Raw genomic sequence first — 21,120 nt, forward strand, 5'->3', positions numbered from 1 at the left:
CGGCGGGATGGGTCCGGCAGCAAGCGGGCAGACACACTGGCGCAAGCGTCAAGTTCTCGCCCTTGCCTTGCTGGTCACCATTGGCACCGGGCTCTGGTGGTTCGGCGCGCAACGGGACAATGCCCCGGGCCTCGCGCTCGGCGCGCCGCTGCCCCCCTTTACCCTCAAGCCCATCGAGGGACTGGCGGGGTCGGGATTTGACGCGGGCGCGCTGCAGGGCCAGGTCACGCTGCTCAATGCCTTTGCGAGCTGGTGCGTGCCCTGCCGGGCCGAGCATCCGCTGCTGGTGGAGCTTGCCGCCGGCGAGGGCGTGGTGCTCGCCGGCATGAACGTCACCGACCTGCCGGAAAACGCCACCGATTTTCTCGCCGAGCTCGGCAATCCCTATGCCCTGGCGGGCGCCGACACCGACAAGTCGGTGGCCAATCGGCTCGGCATGGTGGGGCTGCCCCATAGTTTCGTCATCGATCCGCAGGGCCGGCTATTGCTGAGCCATCCCGGACCGATCAGCCGCAAATTCGTCGATGAACAACTGCCCAGATTGCTGGCCCGGGCGGGTGTTCCCTGAAGCGTCACACGCTGAGCGCACCGGCCAGGCGCAGCAGCGATTGCCAACCTTTCGGGGATGGTGGCTCACCCGGGGGTGGGCGGAGGAGCACCTTGCTGCAATGATCATGCTGGACAATATCTCGGCGCGGTTTGCCGATCGCACCGGCGGGGAAATCGAGGCCCTGCAATCGGTGTCGCTACAGTTCGCGCCCGCCCGGTTCTACGCCATTATCGGCCCGTCCGGGTCGGGCAAGACCACGCTGCTGCACATCATCGCGGCGATCCTGCAGCCCAGCGGTGGCACGATCCGGGTGGGCGATCTGGCACTGGACACGATGAGCGAAGGCAAGCGCGACGCCTGGCGGCGGCACAATTGCGGGCTGATCTTCCAGGATTTCCGGTTGATCGATGAATTGGGCCCGCTCGACAATGTGCTGGTGCCCGCCTGGTTCACCCATCTCAGGACGCCAGCGGCATTGCGCGAACGAGCGGAAGCCTTGCTGGCCCATTTCAACGTGCCGGTGCGCTCGGGCCCGGTGGCAGCCTTGTCGCGCGGCCAGCAACAGCGCGTCGCCATGGCGCGCGCCTTGTTGCTCGAGCCCGGCATTGTGCTGGCCGACGAGCCGACCGCGAGCGTCGACAAGGCCAATGCCGAACTCATCATCGAGGAACTGCATCGCCTGGCCCGCCAGGGCAAAACCGTGATCTGCGTCAGCCATGACGAGCGGGTGGCGCGGCGCGCCGATCAGGTGTTCGAGATCGAGGATGGCCAGTTGCTGGCTGGACCGCGTGTTTATCCCGCCGCCCACAGCGTGGAGGTGCAGCTATGAACCCCTGGCCCATCGTTCTGGCCGCGCTGCTGCGCTATCGCATGACGGTGCTGGCTTTTATCGTTTTAATCGTGGCGGGCACCGCGCTTTCGGTGGCCATCGTGTCCCAGGAGCGGGCGCTGAAATCAGGCAGCGCCCAGGCGGCGGAAAAATTCGATGTGGTGGTTGCCCCCGTCAGCAGCCGCACCGATGCGCTGCTGACCTCGGTTTACCTGCAGCCCGGTTCCTCCCGGCTGCTGTCCCCCGAAATGACCGCGCGGGTGCTCAATGACGAGCGCGCCACCTTCACTTCGCCGCTGGCCTTTGGCGACAGCTATCAGCGCGCCCCGCTGGTGGGGGCGACGGCGCCGTTGGTTACTCATTTGTCCAACGACGCGCTGCTCGATGGGCGCGTGTTCGAGGCCATCAACGAAGCGGTGGTGGGGGCCTCGGTGCCGCTGCAAATCGGCACCAGCTTCACCCCCGCCCATGGCACCCACGAGGGGGCCGATCTCGACCATGCCGAAGGCCATGATGTCGAGATCACGGTGGTGGGCCGCATGGCAGCGACCGGCTCACCCTGGGACCGCGCCATCGTCGTGCCGGTGGAACTGGTGTGGGACCTGCATGGCCTGCTGCACAGCGAGGGGGAGGAAGTCGGGGGAGCAACCGCCGAAGCCGAGCATGAGGGGCACGACCATGCCCATGAAGAGCATGGCCACGAGCACAACGAGCACGCCATTGGCGGGCCGTATCTTGCAGGGGAAACGCCGGGCGTGCCCGCCGCCGTGCTTAAGGCCGCTTCGGTCGCCGACGCTTACCGGCTGCGCCAGGAATACAACACCGACGAGTCCATGGCGTTTTTTCCCGCCGAAGTGCTGATCCAGCTCTACCAGACGCTGGGCGATGTGCGCGAACTGATGACGCTGATGGCCCTGGTCACCCAAGCGTTGGTGATGCTCTCGATCGTGGCGAGCGTGTTGATCCTGTTCCGCCTGCTGATGCCGCAATTTGTGACACTGCGGGCCATCGGAGCGCCAAAACTTTATATCTTCGCCATCGCCTGGGGCTTCATTGCCGTGCTGTTTACCGTCGGCGTCAGCCTGGGGCTGGGCTTTGGCTATCTGCTGTCGCTGGGGCTGAGTGCGATCATCGAGCAGCAGATCGGCATTGCCCTGCGCCCCTCGATCGGGCGCGACGAACTGCTGCTGGCCGGGGCAATCTGGGTGCTCGGGCTGGTGATTGCCCTGTTGCCGGCCTGGCATCTGCAAAGCCGGCCATTGGCGCAGGCGATGAAAGCTTATTGAGACGGCGGGACGGGGCGGGTGGGCTTGCCTGCCCCCCTCGGGCGCGCTAGCACCGCCGGTGCGACCCCAAGATAACCAATCCGGCCACGGCCGGCGGAGCCTTTCCATGTCTGACCTGCACCTGGCCAACAGCGACAATCCGGTGATCGACGAGCGCATCCGCGGCTTTCCGCCGGGTCACCAGCCGCTGCCGCTGGCCGCGATTGGGAAGCAGGGCTGGAAGCCCTATGATGGCGCCATGGCGCTGCCGTTGATTTCCCTCGATCAAGCGGCGTTCGCAGGCAATGTCGCCGAGATGCTGGCTTATGTGAACGATCATGGCGTGGCCATCGCGCCCCATGCCAAGACGCCGATGTCGACCGCGCTCTCGGCGGCGCTGCTGGCGGCGGGGGCCTGGGGCTCGACCGTCGCCGATATCCGGCAAGCCGCCGTGTTGCTGGCGGCCGGTCAGCGCCGGCTGATCCTCGCCAATGAAGTGGGTGGTCCCGCGGCAGCGCGGCGCCTCGCGGCGATGCTGGCGGGCTTTCCCGATGCAGAGATCCACGTGTTCGTGGATAGCCTCGCGCTGCTGGAAGCACTCCGGGCTGCCTGGAGCGAGCGGGACGACCTGCCCGCGCTGGGTCTGCTGGTGGAGTTCGGCACCGGTCGCGCCGGCCTGCGCAGCGCCGATGGGGCGGGAGCGGTGCTCGAGGCGATCCTTGCGACCGAAACCGCCAATTTCCGACTGTCGGGCATCGCGACCTATGAAGGGGCGGCCGCGACCGCCGACGCCAGTGAAACCCTGCAGCGCATCGAGGCGCTGATGGCGATGACGGCCGCTTTCCTGCCGCTGGTGCGGGCGCGGGTGGGCGACAGCCGGCCGCTGATCGTGACGGCCGGCGGGTCGGTCTATTTCGACCTCGTGGTCAAGGGGCTGGAAGCGGCGGTGGCGGCGGACCCCGATTGCCGGCTGGTGCTGCGCAGCGGCGCGATCTTTTTCCATGACCATGGCACCTATGAGCGTGGCATTGCCGGGCTCGATGCGCGTGAGGGATTCCGCATTGGCGGGCAGGTCCGCTCGGCCTCGAGCGGGTTCAAGCCGGCGCTGCGGCTGTGGGCCGAAGTGCTGTCGCTGCCCGAGGCGGGGCTCGCGATCTGCGGCATGGGCCTGCGCGATGTGGCGATGGATCAGGGGCTGCCGCGCCCGCTCGCGCTGTATCGCGACGGCGCGCCGGCTCGGGTCGATCTGGGCGAGGCCTCGGTGCTGCGCCTCAACGATCAGCATGCCTTTGTGGCGCTGCCCCAAGGCGTGGTGCTGCAGGTGGGGGACGTGATCGAGTTCGGCATTTCCCATCCCTGCACCTGCATTGACCGGCACGCGATCATCTACAATCTCGCGCCCAACCACACCGTAACGGGCGCCTTTCTCACCAGTTTTGGCTGAGGCGGGCTCGGGCGCTCACAGCTCGAACTGGATGGGGATGGTGAGGGTCATGCGGGATTTGGCGAGCTCGGCCGGGGGGGCGGGCACGGGCGAAGCGCGCTGGATCATGCTCATCACCGCTTCGTCGAGATCGGGATAGCCCGAAGAGCGCGCGATCCGGGCCGACAGCACATTGCCGCGCGGGTCGATGGAAAATTCGAGCTGCACGAGCCCTTCTTCGCGCCGGTTCTGCGCGGCACGCGGATAGCGCTTGCGCTGGTTGAGATAGCTCACCAGCTGCGACTGCCAGCGCGCCGGCGACACGCTGGGTGCCGATGGGCGCGCGGCGGGCTGGGCGGCGGCAGCGCGCGTTGGCTTGGCGGCAGCACTGGCGGCGGGCGCGGCCGTGCGGGCGGGCGCGGTTTGCGCGGAAGGGCGGGGGGTGGTGGTGCGTGGGCGCTGGCGGCGCTCCAGCAGCCGGGCCGATTGCTGCACCGGCAACGGCGCCACCACGGCGGGCTCGGGTGCTTCCACGGACTCGGGAATGATCTCTTCCACCACGGGCTCGGGTTCGGGCAGCGGCTCTGGCTCCGGCACGGGCTCGGGCAGGGGCTCTGGCTCGGGCAAGGGCTCAGGCTCGGGTTCCGGCAGGGGCTCTGGTTCGGGCTCAGGAGACGGTGGCTCGATGGCCGGCTCGGGTGGCGTTTCCTCGATGATCGGTTCGGGTACGGGCGGCGGGGGCTCGACGGCTTCCTCGACCGGCTCTGGCGTGGGGGCGAGATCGGGCTCTTGTGACGGGAGTTCGGCCGGTGCGGTCTCGGGCGGGGCTGGCAGCGGCGCCAGCTCGAGCATGATGGCCTCGGGCGCGTTGCCCGCGAGCGCAAACTCTTCGGGCGGGCGGTTGAGGAGCCAATAAGCGCCGGCTCCTTGCGTGCTTAAGACGATGAGAAAGGCGCCGGCCCAAACGAGGACTCCGCGCCAACCGGCGCGGTCGTCATCATCGAAGGGGGTGGAGCCGGCAGCTGCGGTCATGGCGCGGGCGCGGCGGCAGCGACGGGCGGGGCGGTTTCGAGCCCGACCAGCGCGATCTTGAGATAGCCAGCGGCGCGAAGCAGGTTCATGAGGCCCATGAGCTCGCCATAATCGACGCTCTGGTCGGCGCGCAGGAAAATGCGGGTTTCCCGATCGCTCTGCGTCAGCGTGTCGAGCGCGGTGCCGAGCGTTTCGCGCCCAACGGGGTCGTTGCCCAGCGAGAGGCTCAGATCCTGGCGCAAGGTGACATAGACCGGCTCGTCGGGGCGTGGCGCCTGGGCGGCGCTCGAGGCGGGCAGATCGACATTGATGTCGACGGTAGCGAGGGGCGCCGCGACCATGAAGATGATCAGGAGGACAAGGATCACGTCGATAAACGGGGTGACGTTGATCTCGTGGGTTTCGGCGAGCTCATCGCCCGAATTTTCGCGGATTCCGCCGGCCATGCGGGCTTACTCCGCCGCTGCGGGGTGGAGCACCCCGGGATGGTGGCGCGCAACATAGCGATGGTCGAGATCACTGCTGACCAGGCGCTCCACGGCAGCCGACACATCGCCCAACTGCTGGCGATAGCCGGTGATGGCGCGAGCAAAGATATTGTAGAAAATCACAGCGGGGATGGCGGCAACGAGCCCCATGGCGGTGGCGAGCAGGGCCTCGGCAATGCCGGGCGCCACCACGGCGAGGCTGCTCGATTGCGCCTGCGAAATGCCGATAAACGAATTCATGATGCCCCAGACGGTGCCGAAGAGGCCCACAAAGGGCGACACAGAACCGATGCTGGCCAAAACGCCGGTGCCAAGCATCAAGCGCCGGCCGGCGCCGATTTCGATGCGGTTGAGGCGCGAGGCAACCCGCTCCTTGATCCCGCTATTGGCGGCAAAATCGATGACCTGATCGGCGCGCGCCACTTCCTGCTGGGCAGCCTGCACGAGGCGCACGCCGGCGCCGCGCCGGCCGGTGAGGGCCGTGGCTGCGTCGGCCAGCGTGGTGGAGGCCTGAACCGCGCGCAGGCTGCGGCGCAGCCGGGCCTTGGCGCCAACCAGTTCAAGGGTCTTGGCCAGCCAGACCGTCCAGGTGACGACGGACGCCAGGAGCAGGCCGATCATCACGCCTTTGACCACCCAGTCGGCAGCCATGAACATGCCCCAGGGGGAAAGGTCATGTGGCAGGTCGGCATTGACGCCAGCCTGGGGCTCTTCGGGCGCCAGCAGGTCGGCCGGAGCAGTGGCGGGAGACGGCAGCGGCGCGGCCGTATCAACAGCTGGAGCCAGTGCCGAGGGCAGGGCAGCGGGTGCTGCGGGGGTGCTGGTCGTTGGTGCAGCCGCTGCGGGTGGCGGGCTTGCGGGTGCTGCGTCCTGGGCGAGGGTCAAGCCGGCGCCGAGACTCCATGCCATGGCCATGGCCAGTCCGAAGGCGGCTGCCGCATTACGCTTCATTGTTGACTCTCCGTGACCAGTTTGCGGCTTCTACGAAACATGATCATTACCGTCAACAATCTTGCGCGACTTGTCCCAAGACGCTTTGCCAGTGCTGACAAGGAGATAGCAAAGACGGCCGTAGCCAAACAAAAAAGGGCGGCGAGCCCGTGCTCGCCGCCTTTGTTCTCGCCTGGAGGAAAAACTAGAGCGTGGCGTCGAGTGCCTTGATCAGGCCGTCGACTTCGGCCGGGCTGTTGTAATGCGCCATCGACACGCGCACGACGCCGCTGCTGCCCATGAGATCAAGATATTCGGCCAGCCGGCGGGCGTGGAAATCGCCAAAGCGCACGGCGATCTTGTAGGGGTCGATCCCTTTGGCGATCTCGCCGCTATCCTTGCCATCCACCACAAAGCTGATCGTGGGCACCCGGCTGCCGGCAACAGCATGGGTGCGCCCGATGATGCGGGTGTCGTTGCGCTCGCGCAGATAGCTCAGCAATTGCTCGCCGATGATGCGCTCATGCTCGACGATCTGGCCGAATGCGGCCAGGACCTTGGCGCGGTCATCGCCCGTGCTGTTCGACTTGCCACCGAGCTCGACGAGATAGTCGACGATCCCTGCCGCGCCGCAGCTGAGCTCGTAATTGACATTGCCCGGCTCGAGCTTGTGGGGGACTTTGTCCTTGCCGTAAAAATAATGGTAGAGGCCGTCGAACTCGAGCAGATGCTCATACTTGCCGTAGAGCACGGCATGGTGGGGTCCGAACACCTTGTAAAAGCTGAAGGCGTAGTAGTCGACATCCCAGCCGGTAACATCGACCGCGCCATGGGGGGCGTAGGCCACGGCATCGACGCAAATGCGCGCGCCATGCTCATGGGTGATGCGGGCAATCTCGGCCACCGGATTGATCGTGCCCAGAAGGTTCGACACATGGGTGACGGCAACGAGCTTGGTGCGCGGCCCAAAGAGAGGCAGCAGGTCTTCGATCTCGAGCTCGAAGGTTTCGCGATTGACCTCCCAGGTGCGGATGACGACGCCACGTTCCTTGAGGCTCATCCAGGGCCCGATATTGGACTCGTGATCGGCATTGGTGACGATGATCTCGTCGCCCGCGCTGAGCTGGCTGGCCATGGCGCGGGCCAGGTTCTGCAGCAAAACGGTGGTCGAGGGCCCCATGACAATTTCTTCAGGGCGGCTGGCATTGACCAGGGTCCCAATGGCGCGGCGGCTGGCTTCCACCGCTTCCTTGGCCTTGATCGAAACGTCATAGGACCCGCCGGTCTGCACGTTGCGGGTAAGAAGGAAATCGGTGATCCGCTCCACCGAGCGCCCGAGGATCTGCGATCCGCCGGCATTGTCGAAAAACGCCCATTCCTTGCCTACGGCCGGAAACTGGTTGCGAACGAAATCGAGATCTAGGCTCATCTATCAAGTCTCTGGTTGGGGCGGCTAGCGTTAGTGGGCCAGCACGGCCTTGAGAAAATCTTGCGTGCGTTGCTGCTTGGGGTGGTCGAACACTTCGGTTGGGGTGCCCGCTTCGATGATGCGCCCGCCTTCCATGACGATGACGCGGTCGGCGACCTGGCGGGCGAAGCCCATTTCGTGGGTGACGACGATCATGGTGACCCCGGTATGGGCGAGGCCGCGCATCACATCGAGCACTTCGCCCACCATTTCAGGGTCGAGCGCGGAAGTGGGCTCGTCAAAGAGGAGCGCCTTGGGCTCCATGGCGAGGGCCCGGGCGATGGCGACGCGCTGCTGCTGGCCGCCCGAGAGCTGGCCGGGAAATTTGTCGGCCTGCTCGGCAATGCCGACGCGCTTGAGGAGGGTGAGTGCGCGTTCGCTGGCGGTGGCTTCATCGAGCTTGCGGGTGCGCATGGGCGCCAGCATGACATTGCGCTTGACCGTCAGATGCGGGAACAGATTGAACGACTGGAACACCATGCCCACATCGGCGCGCACCGCGGCCAGTTCCTTGCCGGCGCGCACCGGCACGCCGCCCACACTGATCTCGCCGGGCCCGAACTGTTCGAGCAGGTTCACGCAGCGCACGAGGGTGGATTTGCCCGAGCCGGACGGGCCGATGATGCACACGACCTCGCCCGCCGCGATATCGAGGCTGACATTGTCGAGCGCGAGGAACTTGTCATAGGACTTCGAGACGCCCTTGATCGAGATAAACGGCGCCATCAGCGTGTTCCTGCCTTGAAACGCTTTTCGAGCTGGGACACGGCCACGACCATGGGCCACAGGAGGGCCAGGTAAATGACCGCCGCGCCGATCAGCGGGGTGGGATTGGCGGCAAGCGCCTGGGCCTGGGTGGCTTGTTTGAGGAGGTCGGGCATGGCCACGACCGAGGCGAGCGCGGTGTCCTTGATCACATTGATGCAGTTATTGGTCAGCGGCGGAATGACGATGCGCACGGCCTGGGGCAGCACCACGTCGACCATGGTGTAGCGGTAGTTGAGCCCGAGCGCCTGGGAGGCTTCGAACTGGCCCTTGGGAATGGCCTCGATGCCGGCGCGAAAGATCTCGGCGGTATAAGCGCCCGACACCAAGGTCAGCGCCGTCCAGGCCGCCCAAAACGAGCTGAGGCGAATGCCGACAAAGGGCAGGGCGTAATAAACGAGGATCAAGAGGACCAGGATCGGGATCGAGCGAAAGATGTCGATATAGATCTTGGCAATCAGCGCCACCAACCTCGGGCCATAAAGGCGCAACAGGGCGACAGCGAGCCCCAGGATCAGCCCGGCAATGATGCTGGCGGCGCCCAGCTGCACCGTAACCCAAAGCCCGGCCAGGAGCAGGGGCAGGCTGTCCACGAAGACGGACCAGTTGAAGAAGGTTTTGACGATATCCAACGGGCAACCCTAGCTAAGAAGAAGGGCGATGCGGCGCGAACCGCATCGCTTGAGAAGGGCTCGCCCGATCAGGGGGCCGCAGGCATGTCGAGGACGGCGACCGTCGAGGTGGTGTCCTCGGGGGCAGCGCCGAACCACTTTTCGTGCAGCTCGGCAATAAAGCCCTCGCCCTTGAGCGTGGTCAGCACCTCGTTGACTTCGCTAGCCAGCGGATCGTCCTTGTTGAACATCACCGAGTATTTCTCGCCGGTGACGATGCGCTCGACCACTTTGAACTCTGGCTTGTCCTTGGTGTAGTAAAGCAGGGCCGGAATATCGCTGACATAGCCATCGATGCGGCCGGCCTGCAGGTCGAGCATGGCGGGGGTCAGGCCCTCATAGCGGCTGATGCCGGCCAGCCCAAGCTTGTCGGTGTTCTCGGTGGCATAGATGTCGCCGGTCGAGGCGGTATCGACGCCAATGGTCTTGCCCTTGAGGTCGGCCGTGCCGGTGATGCCGGAAGCGGCGAGCACGGTCAGCGACTGGTCGCTGTCGTAATAGGGCTGGGCGAAGGAGACCGATTCCAGGCGCTTGTCGGTGATGGTGATCGAGGAGACCGCCATGTTGATGCGACCAGACTGCACAGCGGGGAAAAGCCCGTTGAACGGGATGTTCTCGAAGGCAACGGTCTTGCCGAGGCGATTGGCGACTTCGGTGATCAGGTCGATTTCAAAGCCCACGACATTGCCCGAGGCGTCCTGAAACTCCCAGGGGACATTGCCGATATTGGCGCCAACCGTCAGGTCAGCCGCCTGGCTGGCTCCGGTCAGGCCGCCAAAGGCCAGGGTTGCGAGCAGTGTAGCGGAGGCGAGAAAACTCTGAAATCTCATCGTGTATCCCCTTCTAAGGCGCCGATGGCGCTGGCATGTGTTGCAGTCACGATCCACTAGTGTACGGCAGGCCATGCCCACTCGCATGCTGGTCTGGCCGGTCTGACCGGTCTAACTTGGCGTCGATTTTTGGGCAAGATTGAATCTGTGCTTATTCGGTGATCATTGCTGGTGACGGGGCCCGACCCGCGCGCTAACGGTTGATCCACCAGCGAGTGCCCAATAGGTTCGGGGGAGTATGGCTCGGTCAAATGTCACCAGCGCTGCGGCCCAAAAGCTGCAGGAGATGATCCAGACGGGTCAGTTGCAGCCCGATCAGCAACTGCCCTCGCAGCTGGAGCTGTCGCGCCAGCTCGGCATTTCGCGCGCCTCCCTGCGCGAAACCATCTCCATGCTCGAGACCTTGGGGTTTTTGCGCATCGAGCCGGGGCGGGGCACCTTTATTGCCAGCACCACTCCCAGCGGCAGCGGCCAACTCGCCCCCCGGGGTTTAAGTGGACGCCATGACAAGCAGGATATCTACCAGACCCGCCTTTATCTCGAGAGCCTCGTGGTCAATCTCGTCGCGCCGGGCATCACCCAGGCCACGGTGGCCCGCCTCAACGAGCATACGACGCTGATGTGCGCCGCCTGGGATCGCAATGATCTTGTCGGCGTCGTCGACCATGACCGCGATTTCCACCACGCCATCTGGGCTGTTTGTCCCAACAAGCTGCTGCTCGACCTCTGCATGAGCGTTGCCGATGAATTTGCCGCCACCCGCAGCTATCCCCTGCCGGCGACGCGGCCGCAGCGCTTCGCCGAATCCGCCAACGAGCATTTCGCCCTGGTGGATGCCCTGTCCCGGCATGACGGCGACCGGGCCACCGCGATCATGCAAACCCATATCCGCAACACCGCCGCCGCGGCCGGCATCGCGCTGACGCCGTTGCCGACGCCCGCCCCTTTGCCCTAACCGTGCCGAAAGAGCCTGCCATGACCCATTACGACTTGATCATTCACGGCGGCCTTGTCGTCAACGCCGACGGCCAGCAGCGCTGTGACATCGGCATTCGCGACGGGGTGATCGCGGCGCTCGGCACCGATCTGGGTACCGCGAGCGAGCAGATCGATGCCACCGGCAAGATCGTCGTGCCCGGCGGTATCGACAGCCATGTCCATATCGCCCAGCCCTCGGGCGATGGCTCGGTCATGGCCGATGATTTTGCCAGCGGCACGCTGTCGGCTGTGTGCGGGGGCACGACGACGGTGCTGCCCTTCTGCCTGCAGCAAAAGGGCCAGTCGCTGCGCGAAGTGCTCAAGGACTATCATGCTCAGGCCGAGGGCAATTGCCACGCCGATGTGAGCTTTCACCTTATCATCACCGACCCCACGCCCAATGTACTGGGCCAGGAACTGCCGGCGCTGGTGGAAGAGGGCTATACTTCGTTCAAGGTATTTTTGACCTATGAAGGCATGCGCCTTTATGACGACGAAGTGCTCGCCACCATGGATTGCGCGCGCGAAACCGGCGCGCTGATGATGGTGCATTGCGAAAACGAGGACGCGATCCGCTACCTCATCGGCAAGCATGAGGCGCAGGCCAAGTTCGAGCCCAAATACCACGCCACGACCCGGCCGCAGGTGGTGGAGCGCGAAGCCACGCACCGCGCCATTTCGCTGGCCGAGGTGGTGGATGTTCCGGTGGTGATCGTGCATGTCTCCAATGGCCCGGCGATGCGCGAAATTCGCGCGGCCAAGGAACGTGGCCGGGCGGTGGTGGGCGAAACCTGCCCGCAATATCTGGTGCTGACCGCCGACGATCTCGATCTCGCCGATTGGGAAGGCGCCAAATTCGTGTGCTCGCCGCCCCCGCGCGATACCCAGAGCCAGGCCGATTGCTGGGAAGGCATCGAAACCGGGGTGTTCGACATCTTCTCGTCCGATCACTGCCCGTTCCGCTATGACGATCCCAATGGCAAGCTGAGCGCTGCCGGCCAGCAAAGCTTTCGCTATATTCCCAATGGCATTCCGGGCGTGGAAACGCGGCTGCCGATCCTCTTTTCTGAGGGCGTCGCCAAAGGGCGGATCGACCTCGAGCGCTTTGTGGCGCTGAGCTCCACCAACCATGCCAAGCTCTATGGGCTTTATCCCCAAAAGGGCGTGATCGCCGTGGGCTCGGACGCCGATATCGTCATCTGGGACGCAGGCAAGAGCGCCCCGATCGAGCAGGCGCGGCTCCACCATGGCGCCGATTACACGCCCTATGAGGGCCTGCACATCAATGGCTGGCCGGTGCTGTCCATGCTGCGCGGCGTCGTCGTGATGGCCGATGGCGAGCCCACCGGCGCCGCGCCCGCCGGCCAGCATCTGGCGCGCGCCCGCTCGCCGCTGGTGGCGGTGGCCCAGGCCCAGCTCTGAGCTTGCCGCAGGGCAAGGTGCCGCAGCGTGCGGCACGGATTGCTGCGGGCGGGCACAGTCTGGTATTCTTGGCGCCATGAAACTTACGGATCCATACGCCACCCTGGGCGTACCCCGCGCGGCCGACGCCAAGGCGATCAAGACTGCTTACCGGCAAAGCGTGCGCGTCGCCCATCCCGATCGGGGGGGCGATGCTGCCCATTTCATCGCCGTGGTGCAGGCCTTTGGCATCTTGTCCAATCCTGTGGCCAAGCGCTTGTTTGATGAAACCGGCGAGATCGACGAGGCCGGTGTTCGCGATTATCGGCAGGAAGTCGTTGTCGTTCTGGCCGATATGTTTGATTCGGCCGTCAGCACCGCCCTGGGGCTGGCGCTGCCGCTCAATCGCGTCGATTTCATCGAGCAGATGAGCTCGGTGGTCAAGGCGCAGATCGGGGAAGCCGAACAGAAGCGCAAAAGCACCGATGCCGAAATCAAGGCGCTCGAAGACCTGCGCTCGCGCATCAAGCGGCGCGATGGTGCGGTCAATCTCTTTGTCGATCGGCTCAACGAGCAGATCAAGACCAAGCTCGGTGCGCACCGCGCGGCGCTGCACCGGCTGTCGCTGCTCGAAACCGCCGCTTCGGAACTCGCCAATTACGACTCCGAAGTGGAGCTGTTTTCCGCCCTCGACGTGGCCTAGGCCACGCCGATTGCCGAAGCCTGGGTGCCCCCGCCGGGCGGCTTGGCTGGCGGGCTGAACGGCGGATAGCCGGTGATCACCCCGATCCAGTCGATAAAGGCGTCGGCGTCCTCATTGGCACCATGCCCGGCATCCCAATACATCGCCGTGTCCACGTCATCGCCCAGCTTTTGCGCCGCGGCGGTGAGATTGCCCACCACGGTGAGCGCTGTATCAGTGTCCTTGGCGCCAACGCGGAACCACCAGAATTTCGCGCGGGTCGGATTGGCCTCGCGCAGGAACGGCATGGGGTTCATCTGGACGACCTTGCCGGGAATATCGAGCGCGAGTTCGGCATTGGGGTCACCCATCGCCTCGCGCAGGCTAAAGGCGGTGAAGTGGCGCGCCTCGGTTTGATCGATCCCGAACAGGTTGTTTTCGGGGGTGGAGAGATCGAGCGCGTCAAAGGCCGGCACGCCCTTGCGGCGGGCGCCGACATGCTCGAGGAACTCTTCCCAGGTGAAATCAGCCTTGCCACCTGACCAGGCGATGTTGGGATTGGCGGCGAGATAGCTTTCCCGGTCCGTAGGCGAGAGACCGGCGAGATAAGCCGTGGCCGCCGGGGCCAAGTAAGTCTGCACCAGGTAATCGCCATAGGTACGCGTGGTGAGCGGCCCGAAATCGCCCAAACCTTGCAGCCCGAGCGAGGCCTGGTAACCCTCGAACAAGCCCGCCAGCGCACTCGACAGCTTGCTGTCCACCAGCGACCCCGAGGGCAGGGGATTTTGACCCCAGTTCCACTCATAGGCCATATCGGCATGTTCAAGATCGGTGATGGGGCACCAGGCGCCTGAGGCAAACATCACGTCGCTCCCTTCGGCGGCCCCCAGTTCCGCCAGCGCATCGGCATAAATGGCGTTATCGCCCGAAGCGCCGAGCAGCGCGGAAAGCGCCCCGCCGGCGCTGACGCCCGAGGACACCATCAATTTGGTGTTGCCCGGCACCCGGCCGGCATTGGCGCTGATATAGCGCGCCGCGGCCTTGAGATCGACAATGGGGGCGGGCGCGACGCCGATGTAATCGCCATTGCTGTTGGTCAGGGTGCGCCCACGCGCGCCCGGCTCCACCACCACATAGCCGGCGGCAAGTGCCAGCTTGGCATTGCTGACGCGTTGGCCGCGGTCGAGCATGGCATTGCCACCGCTTTCCACCTGCGCGCCGCCGGGAGTACCACCCGGAATGCCGCCTGGTGCCGCGCCGGGAGGCAGGCCCATGGGCGGGCTGTCATCGATGCCATTAGCATTGGCCACCGAGGAGGGCATGTAGCCACCCACGCTGTTGGCAAAGAGGATCGGCGCCTGGGACGCATCCACCGCCTGCCCATCAATGCGGATCGGCACCGAGACATTGAGGCATTGATAGGTAACGTCCACGGGCCGGGCCACATAGGGAATGGCCTTGTAGAAATGGTACACCACCTCGCGGTCGCCCGCGGCGGTGGTGATCGTGGTCGTCAGCTCGGTGAACGCCTCGGGATCGAACTGCAGGTTCGCATCCCCCTCCTGCGCCCAGGAGCGGCCGGAAAGGGCCGCCATGCTCACCGCCAGCCCGGCTCCAAGCCCAAGCTTCATCGCCTCTCTGCGCTGCATTTCCTGTCTCCAGCATAGGGTGGTGGAGAAGTAGATTCCTGCTGGGCCTGGCTCGCCAGTTAAGGTTCGGCAATCCAGATTACGATGCAGACAGCTTGGTAAGGCAACGGCGTGGGCGCTAGTTCAGCAGGTGCAGTTCGGCCGCTGCGGCATTGGCCTCGTCCATGGAGGCGTCCAGCGTTGCCTTGAGAATGCGCAGTTCAGCCTTCAAACGCGGCGACAGGTTCAGCCCCTGCCATTCGCTCAGCTTCTGCTGCCATTCGGCAACTTCGACGATCAGCTTGCGCGCGCGCTCCGCGGTTTCGGGATTGGTCTGCACCGCGGCTCGCTCGGCATTTTCGGCCAGCTCAACCAGTTCGACGGTGCTGATGACCCATTCCGGCAAGGCAGTACGAACGGTCTCGATCTGCGAGACCACCTGGTCGTCAGCTGGATAATGCTGCATGGGGAGTGTTCCTGCCGGAAGCGGCACGAATGCGTGCACTACGGGCTTTAGGTTCAACCCTCGGGGACCGCAATGGTTGCCCCTGCGTGACAATACCGCACAATAAGGGAACTTCAGCGGCACTTGCCCGCCACAAAGCTGGCGCGGGCAGGTGCAATCTGATCAAACCATCAGGGAACGGAGGCGACATGCCATTTAGCGACCACAGCCACCCCCTTTGGGAGGTGAACAACCTCAAACGTGCCCTGCATGCCGCGGGCGTCGCTTTGTGGTCCTGGAATGTCACCAGCGACGCCTTCGCCATGGATGAGCAAGCCTTTGTCCTGTGGGGGCTGCCGCCCACCAGCAAGGTGAGCTTTGAGGATCTGTCCTCGCGCATCCATCCGGCAGATCGCGATCGCGTCCGCGCCGCCTTCACCGCGACAAGGGCGATGGTCGGCGCCTATGAAATCGACTTCCGCATCTTGCTGGGCCAGGAGATCCGCTGGGTCTCGGCCCGTGGCCTCGGCAATGACGAAGGCATGCATGGCGACTTCATGTCGGGTGTGTTTCTCGATGTAACCGGGCGCAAGCAGGCCGAGGAGGGCCATGAGTTGCTGGCCGGCGAGATGAGCCACCGGGTCAAGAACCTGCTTGCCATTGCGGCGGGGCTTACGCATCTGACCTCGCGCTCCACCACCACCGTCGCCGATATGGCGCGCGAGCTCACCCAACGCTTGTCTGCGCTCGGGCGCGCCCATGACGTGGTTCGCCCGCTGCCGGGCAACCAGGGCCGGGCTGCCCTGCTGGGCGATCTGATCGCGGTGCTGCTGGCGCCCTATGACGATTCCGGCGCCTTTAGCGGGCGCATTCGCGTGGCGGTGCCGCGCATGGGCATCGGCGAGCAATCCGCCACCACCCTGGCGTTGGTGGTGCACGAGCTGGCCACCAATTCCCTCAAATACGGCGCACTTTCGGTTGAAGCCGGCATGCTCGACATTTCGGGCAGCTCCACTGACAAGGAAGTCACCCTTGCCTGGACCGAGCGCGGCGGCCCACCCGTCAGCCCGCCCAGCCGCGAAGGCTATGGCAGCCAGCTGATCCGGCGCAGTGTTGCGGGCCAGCTTGGCGGCGCCATTCATATCGACTGGTCCGAGGAAGGCATCATCGTGACCATCACCCTGGACGCCGAACGCCTGGCGAGCTGACCGCCCCACCCGGGGCTCGTCGCCCCGGTTCACCCGTCCGATCTGGCGGCTGGCGGACTAGCGCCTTGCCGCGGCCTCAGAAATCAAAGATCTCGCCTAAAAAGCCCTCGCGCTTTTTCTTGGGGCGGTAGCCGCGGTCATCGTCGCTATAACGCTGCTGCTGCTCGCGACGGTCATCATCGCCATAGCGGTGCTGCTGGCCGCGCGGCGCGTCATAGGGCTGCTGCGGCGTTGGCACCACGGGTTGTGGCGCTGCGCGCTCGATGATCTTGTCGAGTTCACCGCGATCAAGCCACACACCCCGGCATTGCGGGCAATAATCGATCTCGATCCCCTGGCGTTCGCTCATCACCAGTTCGGTGTTATCGATGGGGCACTTCATGGGCGTCTCCTGCGCGCTAAACCCCTCAGATGGGGAGCGCGTCCCCGACTTGCCAGAGACTATCTTGCCGAGGAGCGCACGTGTCGCAGCCAAGCCGTCCCCGGACCTGCCGAAATGCTGGAGGCCTCGCCCTGGAGTTGAACCAAGGATGTGAGGAGTTGCAATCCCCCGCGTGTCGCTCCGCCACGAGGCCAGCAACCTGCATAGCAAGCGCCAAATTACGGCCAAGTAAATGCGCAGGGTAAACTGGCGGTTGTTGGCGGGTCCGAGCCTCTCCATCCGGGTGCGCCCGTCCTCCATTGCCCCAGTCCACGCTGCTGGGCAGGACGGGGGTGCCGAACAATTGCAGCGACCCCATTCCTCTTGTTCCCTCAGCACAATAGCGGCGCTGCGGGCTGGCTCCTGGGCGCGACCCAGCCTAGAAAGGCTGCGTGCCGCTCCGCGCGGCGCCCAAGAACAACAAGGAAGAGCCATGACTATCGAACGCAAGCATGTCGGCCCCCGCATGAGCCTGGTTGCCATCCACGGCAATACGGTTTTCCTCGCCGGCATCACCGCCGACAAGCGCGGCGGCACTTCGGTCGCCGAGCAGACCACCGAGATCCTCGAGCGCATCGACGCGCTGCTGGCCGATGCCGGCACCAGCAAGGAACAGGTCTACAAGGCCACGATCTGGCTGCGCGACATTGCGGCCTTCGATGAAATGAACGCAGTGTGGGACAAGTGGGTCGTGGCTGGCCACACCCCGGTGCGCGCCACGGTGGAAGCGCGCCTTGCTGCTCCCGACGTGCTGGTGGAAATCCAGGTGGATGCCGCCAAGGCCTAAGGCGGCCCGTTTTTCAGCTCTCGTGCGCCATCGGGTGCGCGAGAGCCATGCGCCTTAGCGCTCGAACGCGCCAATGAAGCGCTCGCGCGAGCGCTCCAGATGGTGGCGCATCGCCGCTTCCGCAGCCTTGGCATCGCCGGCGGTCAGCGCATCGATGATCCCCTGGTGCTCCTCGAGAGCGTCGCTGGTGGCGCGTGCATGGTAGAACAAGCGGAACAGATGCACATGGGTGTGCAGATTGGTCAGCGTTTCATGCACCAGCTCATTGCCGCTGCCCTGGGCGATGGCATCGTGGAAATCGCTATCGAGCCTCGCAAAGCGCCGATAAGCCTCCGCTGGCGGATCCTGTTCGGTTTCGCGCATCTCCTCGGCCAGCTTGTTCAATCCGGCCCGCGCTTCCGCGCTCATCGCCTTGGCCGCGCGTCCCGCGGCAAACGGCTCCAGCAACAAGCGCAATTCATACAGCTGCTCGAGCCGGGCACGATCGAGCTGCTCGGCGGCGCTGTAGCCTACGAGATGGGTCTTGACCACCAGCCCCTGCGCCTCGAGCCGCGATAGTGCCTCGCGGATTGGGGTTTGCGACACGCCCAGTTCACGCGCCATCCGGTCAACCGATACCCGCCCGCCTGGCGGAATCTGGCGCGACATCAGCTGCGCGTAAATGGCGTTGTAAACCTCGTCCCCCAGCCGGGTGGGCCGCTTGAGCGGGGTTGGGGCCTTGCCCATGTCGTCGGTCGAGCTCACATCCGCGTCCTTTGGCTGTGGTGGCGCGGCGAACCCCTAGCACCGAGCGCCCAGGTCTTCAAACCGGCAATAACGCAGCCCGTCCCTGCGCAGGGAACAGGCGTTCGGACGCCGCGTTCTCCCTCGACAACAAGGAGTTAAGTCCATGAGCCAGCACCCGGACGCCAAGCCTGACGAGCCCTACCACGAGCCCGGTAAGGATGCGCCCTCCACCATGCCGCCCGCCGGCCCGCATGCGCGCCCAGACCTGATCGACAATGAAAAAACCCCCGGCACCGGCTCACTGCCCGATCCGCAGGGTGGCGAAGCCGATGTAGGCAGCGACTAGGGGGTGAGCCCCTAGTCTGAACTCACGATATAGTCGTCGGGCACCTGGAACATCGCCTTGAGCACCGTGCGCGGCCCGTCGCTTGGGTAAAGTCCGCTATCATCCTGCACCACATGGTAAAGTTTTGGGTCGCGTAGCGCGCTGGCTTCCACCTGGGTGGTCGCCAATGGCTCGCGCAGGGTAATCGCTGCCGCCTCCGCATGCGAGGCCACCACCCGGGCATCGCCCGAGGAGCGCGCCCGCACCACAACTTCGCCCTGGGGGACGGCGCGACCCCAATTGGGGTCGCCTTCCCTTGCCACCGGCAACAGACGATAAACGTGAAGTTGCACTGTTCGAGCCTCCGGTTCTTGTGCCGATTTAACTGTCCTGGACCCCAGTTGTTCCCTGCGCGGGGGCGAGGTGCAGGTCATAAACGGCACTCCAGGGCTGGAGCGTATCGCCACTCACAGTGCCCTCGACCCAGAGATGGGGATGGGAGAGATCGACCCCGCTGACGGGCTCGGAGCCTAGATTGGCGCTCAACACCAGCGTCGAGCCATCGCCCAGGGTCCAACTCACGCGCACCGCCTTGTCGCCCAGGATTTGGTAGCGCCCGGCATAGCCTTGCATGCCGCGAAGCCGGGGCACGATTTCCTCGCGCCGCAACGCCAGCAGGGTTCGATAAAGCGACAAATGGCTGGTGGGCCCGGCCTCGTCGGTCTCTTCCCAGTCCAGCTTGCAGGCCCGGAACGTTGCCTCGGCCATCGGGTCGGGCGGCAGTCGGTCGGGCTCGCTGTCCCCGATCATGTGGCGCATTTCTTCGCGGCGGCCCTTGCGGATGGCCTCGGCCAGATCCTCGCCCACATCGGTAAAGAACAGGAAGGGGCGCTTGCTGTCCCATTCCTCGCCCATGAACACCATCGGGATCTGGGGCGACAACAGATAGATCGTGGCCAGCACCCGCGTCACCGCTGCCGGCACTAATTGACCAATTCGCTCGCCAAAGGGGCGATTGCCGATCTGGTCATGGTTCTGGATAAAGGCGACAAAAGCGGTGCTGGGCAGAAAGGCGCTGGGCTCGCCCTTGGGCTCGCCTTCATGCGGAGTTATCTCGCCCTGATAGGCATAGCCTTCCGCGAGCGAGCGGCCCAAGAGGTCAGTGCGCCCTTCATAATTTTCGTAATACCAGAACTTTTCGCCTGTCGCCGCGACATGGAGGCAATGATGCACGTCGTCATTCCATTGCGCATCATAAAGCCATGGCCCGCCATGCCAGCCGCGCTTGAACCAGCCGGCCTGGTTCTTGGAATTCTCCTGCACCAGATGGATATAGCGCCCGTCGGTGGCGGCGCGGGTCTGCTCGGCCAGGTCCTGCAGCATATGCTTGGGGCCGGTATCCTGGATGGCATGCACCGCATCGAACCGCAGGCCATCGAAGCGATATTCGTTGATCCAGAAGCGGGCATTGGCAAACACGATGTCGCGCACCGTATGGGCGCCTTCATCATCGTAATTAAGGGCGGCGCCCCAGGGGGTCTTGTGCTTTTCGGTCATCACCGGGGCATAGGCGGGCAGGTAATTCCCCTTGGGCCCGAAATGGTTGTAGATGACGTCGGCAAACATCATCAGGCCGCGTTCATGGGCGGCATCCACCAGGGCCTTGAGATCATCGGGGTGGCCATAGCTGGCATCGGGCGCGAACAGCATCGCCCCGTCATAGCCCCAGTTCCAATCGCCCTTAAATTCGGCCAGCGGCAGCAGCTGGATCGCTGTCACGCCCAGCTCCACCAGATAATCGAGCTTGTCGATTGCCGCCCGGAAGGTGCCTTGCTCGGTGAAGGTGCCGATATGGAGCTGGTAAAAGACGGCTTCTTCCCAAGGGCGGCCGCGCCATCCAAGGTCGCGCCATTCATAGGAAAGCGGATCGAGCACTTCGCTGGGCCCGTCCACATCCTGGGGCTGGTAGCGCGATGCCGGGTCGGGCACTTCGAGCGCGCCGTCGATGGCAAACATGTAGCGTGTGCCGGGGCCCACGCCGGGCACTTCGAGCTCGAACCAGCCGCGCTCGCTCGCCATCATAGGCAGGGTTTTCCCGCCGATCAGCCTGAGCTCGACGCGTTGCGCCTGGGGTGCCCACAGCCGGAAGCGCACGCCCGATCCGGTGATCTGGGTGCCGAACTTCATTTCCTGTTCGCGGCGGATGGTCTTGTGGGCGGGGACGGCCATTTGGTTCATCGGGAATCCTCTTTTGCCAGCAACGTCTGA

The 21,120-nt window shown here is 64.8% G+C and carries 23 protein-coding genes; 10 read left to right on the forward strand and 13 right to left on the reverse strand.

Annotated elements, in window-relative coordinates:
* The first annotated feature begins 7 nt into the window (after nt 1-7).
* The 4 genes from ELX51_RS01520 to ELX51_RS01535 all read left to right on the forward strand — a co-directional run bounded on the left by ELX51_RS01520 (nt 8) and on the right by ELX51_RS01535 (nt 4,088).
* A complete protein-coding gene (locus ELX51_RS01520) occupies nt 8-568 on the forward strand; it encodes a redoxin family protein (RefSeq protein ID WP_127751855.1) in 561 nt (186 codons plus the stop codon).
* A gap of 100 nt (nt 569-668) precedes the next feature.
* Nucleotides 669-1,379, forward strand: a complete 711-nt coding sequence (locus ELX51_RS01525; protein ID WP_164854707.1) for an ABC transporter ATP-binding protein — start codon at nt 669-671, stop codon at nt 1,377-1,379.
* Nucleotides 1,376-2,665 carry an ABC transporter permease gene (locus ELX51_RS01530; RefSeq protein ID WP_127751857.1) on the forward strand — a complete coding sequence of 430 codons (1,290 nt, stop codon included), beginning with the start codon at nt 1,376-1,378 and terminating at the stop codon, nt 2,663-2,665. Before ELX51_RS01525 ends, ELX51_RS01530 begins: the two co-directional genes overlap by 4 nt.
* Before the next feature lie 106 nt (nt 2,666-2,771).
* A complete protein-coding gene (locus tag ELX51_RS01535; RefSeq protein WP_127751858.1) occupies nt 2,772-4,088 on the forward strand; it encodes an alanine racemase in 1,317 nt (438 codons plus the stop codon).
* A 15-nt stretch (nt 4,089-4,103) separates the two neighbouring features.
* On the opposite strand, the gene ELX51_RS01540 is transcribed toward ELX51_RS01535, so the two are convergent.
* The 7 genes from ELX51_RS01540 to ELX51_RS01570 form a co-directional block, all read right to left on the reverse strand.
* On the reverse strand, nt 4,104-5,099 hold the full coding sequence (locus ELX51_RS01540; RefSeq protein WP_127751859.1) for an energy transducer TonB: 996 nt from the start codon (nt 5,097-5,099) through the stop codon (nt 4,104-4,106).
* Nucleotides 5,096-5,545, reverse strand: a complete 450-nt coding sequence (exbD, locus tag ELX51_RS01545; protein ID WP_127751860.1) for a TonB system transport protein ExbD — start codon at nt 5,543-5,545, stop codon at nt 5,096-5,098. Before exbD ends, ELX51_RS01540 begins: the two co-directional genes overlap by 4 nt.
* A 6-nt stretch (nt 5,546-5,551) precedes the next feature.
* Nucleotides 5,552-6,538: a tonB-system energizer ExbB gene (gene exbB / locus ELX51_RS01550; protein WP_248305217.1), complete on the reverse strand. Its 987-nt coding sequence runs from the start codon at nt 6,536-6,538 to the stop codon at nt 5,552-5,554.
* 184 nt (nt 6,539-6,722) lie between these two features.
* Nucleotides 6,723-7,946: a cysteine desulfurase-like protein gene (locus ELX51_RS01555; protein WP_127751861.1), complete on the reverse strand. Its 1,224-nt coding sequence runs from the start codon at nt 7,944-7,946 to the stop codon at nt 6,723-6,725.
* Between the two features lie 30 nt (nt 7,947-7,976).
* Nucleotides 7,977-8,711 (reverse strand): amino acid ABC transporter ATP-binding protein, encoded by a 735-nt coding sequence (locus ELX51_RS01560; RefSeq protein ID WP_127751862.1) that lies wholly within the window; start codon nt 8,709-8,711, stop codon nt 7,977-7,979.
* Complete coding sequence (locus tag ELX51_RS01565) at nt 8,711-9,382, reverse strand: amino acid ABC transporter permease (RefSeq protein ID WP_127751863.1); 672 nt, start codon at nt 9,380-9,382, stop codon at nt 8,711-8,713. Before ELX51_RS01565 ends, ELX51_RS01560 begins: the two co-directional genes overlap by 1 nt.
* A gap of 68 nt (nt 9,383-9,450) precedes the next feature.
* Nucleotides 9,451-10,251, reverse strand: coding sequence for a transporter substrate-binding domain-containing protein (locus tag ELX51_RS01570; RefSeq protein ID WP_127751864.1), 801 nt, complete (start codon nt 10,249-10,251; stop codon nt 9,451-9,453).
* A 238-nt stretch (nt 10,252-10,489) separates the two neighbouring features.
* Here ELX51_RS01570 and ELX51_RS01575 point away from each other — a divergent pair, with 238 nt between their 5' ends.
* The 3 genes from ELX51_RS01575 (at nt 10,490) to ELX51_RS01585 (ending at nt 13,333) form a co-directional block, all read left to right on the forward strand.
* Nucleotides 10,490-11,206 (forward strand): FCD domain-containing protein, encoded by a 717-nt coding sequence (locus ELX51_RS01575; RefSeq protein WP_127751865.1) that lies wholly within the window; start codon nt 10,490-10,492, stop codon nt 11,204-11,206.
* Nucleotides 11,207-11,226: 20 nt separating this feature from the next.
* The gene (hydA, locus tag ELX51_RS01580) at nt 11,227-12,651 is read left to right on the forward strand and encodes a dihydropyrimidinase (protein ID WP_127751866.1); all 1,425 of its coding nucleotides are present in this window, start codon (nt 11,227-11,229) and stop codon (nt 12,649-12,651) included.
* A 76-nt stretch (nt 12,652-12,727) separates the two neighbouring features.
* Complete coding sequence (locus tag ELX51_RS01585; RefSeq protein WP_164854708.1) at nt 12,728-13,333, forward strand: DnaJ domain-containing protein; 606 nt, start codon at nt 12,728-12,730, stop codon at nt 13,331-13,333.
* Here the strand turns inward: ELX51_RS01585 and ELX51_RS01590 are convergent.
* On the reverse strand, nt 13,330-14,961 hold the full coding sequence (locus ELX51_RS01590) for a subtype B tannase (protein WP_206524680.1): 1,632 nt from the start codon (nt 14,959-14,961) through the stop codon (nt 13,330-13,332). The genes ELX51_RS01585 and ELX51_RS01590 overlap by 4 nt on opposite strands.
* 118 nt (nt 14,962-15,079) lie before the next feature.
* Entirely contained in the window at nt 15,080-15,406 is a 327-nt protein-coding gene (locus ELX51_RS01595; RefSeq protein ID WP_127751868.1) for a hypothetical protein, read from the reverse strand.
* 188 nt (nt 15,407-15,594) lie between these two features.
* On the opposite strand from ELX51_RS01595, the gene ELX51_RS01600 reads away from it, so the two are divergent.
* A complete protein-coding gene (locus tag ELX51_RS01600; protein ID WP_127751869.1) occupies nt 15,595-16,593 on the forward strand; it encodes a sensor histidine kinase in 999 nt (332 codons plus the stop codon).
* A gap of 76 nt (nt 16,594-16,669) precedes the next feature.
* On the opposite strand, the gene ELX51_RS01605 is transcribed toward ELX51_RS01600, so the two are convergent.
* Nucleotides 16,670-16,975, reverse strand: coding sequence for a zf-TFIIB domain-containing protein (locus ELX51_RS01605; protein ID WP_127751870.1), 306 nt, complete (start codon nt 16,973-16,975; stop codon nt 16,670-16,672).
* 472 nt (nt 16,976-17,447) lie between these two features.
* On the opposite strand from ELX51_RS01605, the gene ELX51_RS01610 reads away from it, so the two are divergent.
* Complete coding sequence (locus tag ELX51_RS01610) at nt 17,448-17,801, forward strand: RidA family protein (protein ID WP_127751871.1); 354 nt, start codon at nt 17,448-17,450, stop codon at nt 17,799-17,801.
* Nucleotides 17,802-17,855: 54 nt separating this feature from the next.
* Here ELX51_RS01610 and ELX51_RS01615 read toward each other — a convergent pair whose 3' ends face one another.
* Nucleotides 17,856-18,545 (reverse strand): GntR family transcriptional regulator, encoded by a 690-nt coding sequence (locus ELX51_RS01615; protein ID WP_248305218.1) that lies wholly within the window; start codon nt 18,543-18,545, stop codon nt 17,856-17,858.
* A 145-nt stretch (nt 18,546-18,690) separates the two neighbouring features.
* Here ELX51_RS01615 and ELX51_RS01620 point away from each other — a divergent pair, with 145 nt between their 5' ends.
* Nucleotides 18,691-18,873: a hypothetical protein gene (locus ELX51_RS01620; protein ID WP_127751872.1), complete on the forward strand. Its 183-nt coding sequence runs from the start codon at nt 18,691-18,693 to the stop codon at nt 18,871-18,873.
* An 11-nt stretch (nt 18,874-18,884) separates the two neighbouring features.
* Here the strand turns inward: ELX51_RS01620 and ELX51_RS01625 are convergent, their stop codons facing one another.
* Together ELX51_RS01625 and treZ are read right to left on the reverse strand one after the other, a co-directional pair.
* Nucleotides 18,885-19,205 carry a hypothetical protein gene (locus ELX51_RS01625; protein WP_127751873.1) on the reverse strand — a complete coding sequence of 107 codons (321 nt, stop codon included), beginning with the start codon at nt 19,203-19,205 and terminating at the stop codon, nt 18,885-18,887.
* A gap of 28 nt (nt 19,206-19,233) precedes the next feature.
* Entirely contained in the window at nt 19,234-21,090 is a 1,857-nt protein-coding gene (treZ, locus tag ELX51_RS01630) for a malto-oligosyltrehalose trehalohydrolase (protein ID WP_127751874.1), read from the reverse strand.
* Nucleotides 21,091-21,120 lie beyond the last annotated feature (30 nt).

The sequence above is a fragment of the Devosia sp. 1566 genome (assembly GCF_004005995.1).
In the GTDB taxonomy this organism is placed as follows: domain Bacteria; phylum Pseudomonadota; class Alphaproteobacteria; order Rhizobiales; family Devosiaceae; genus Devosia.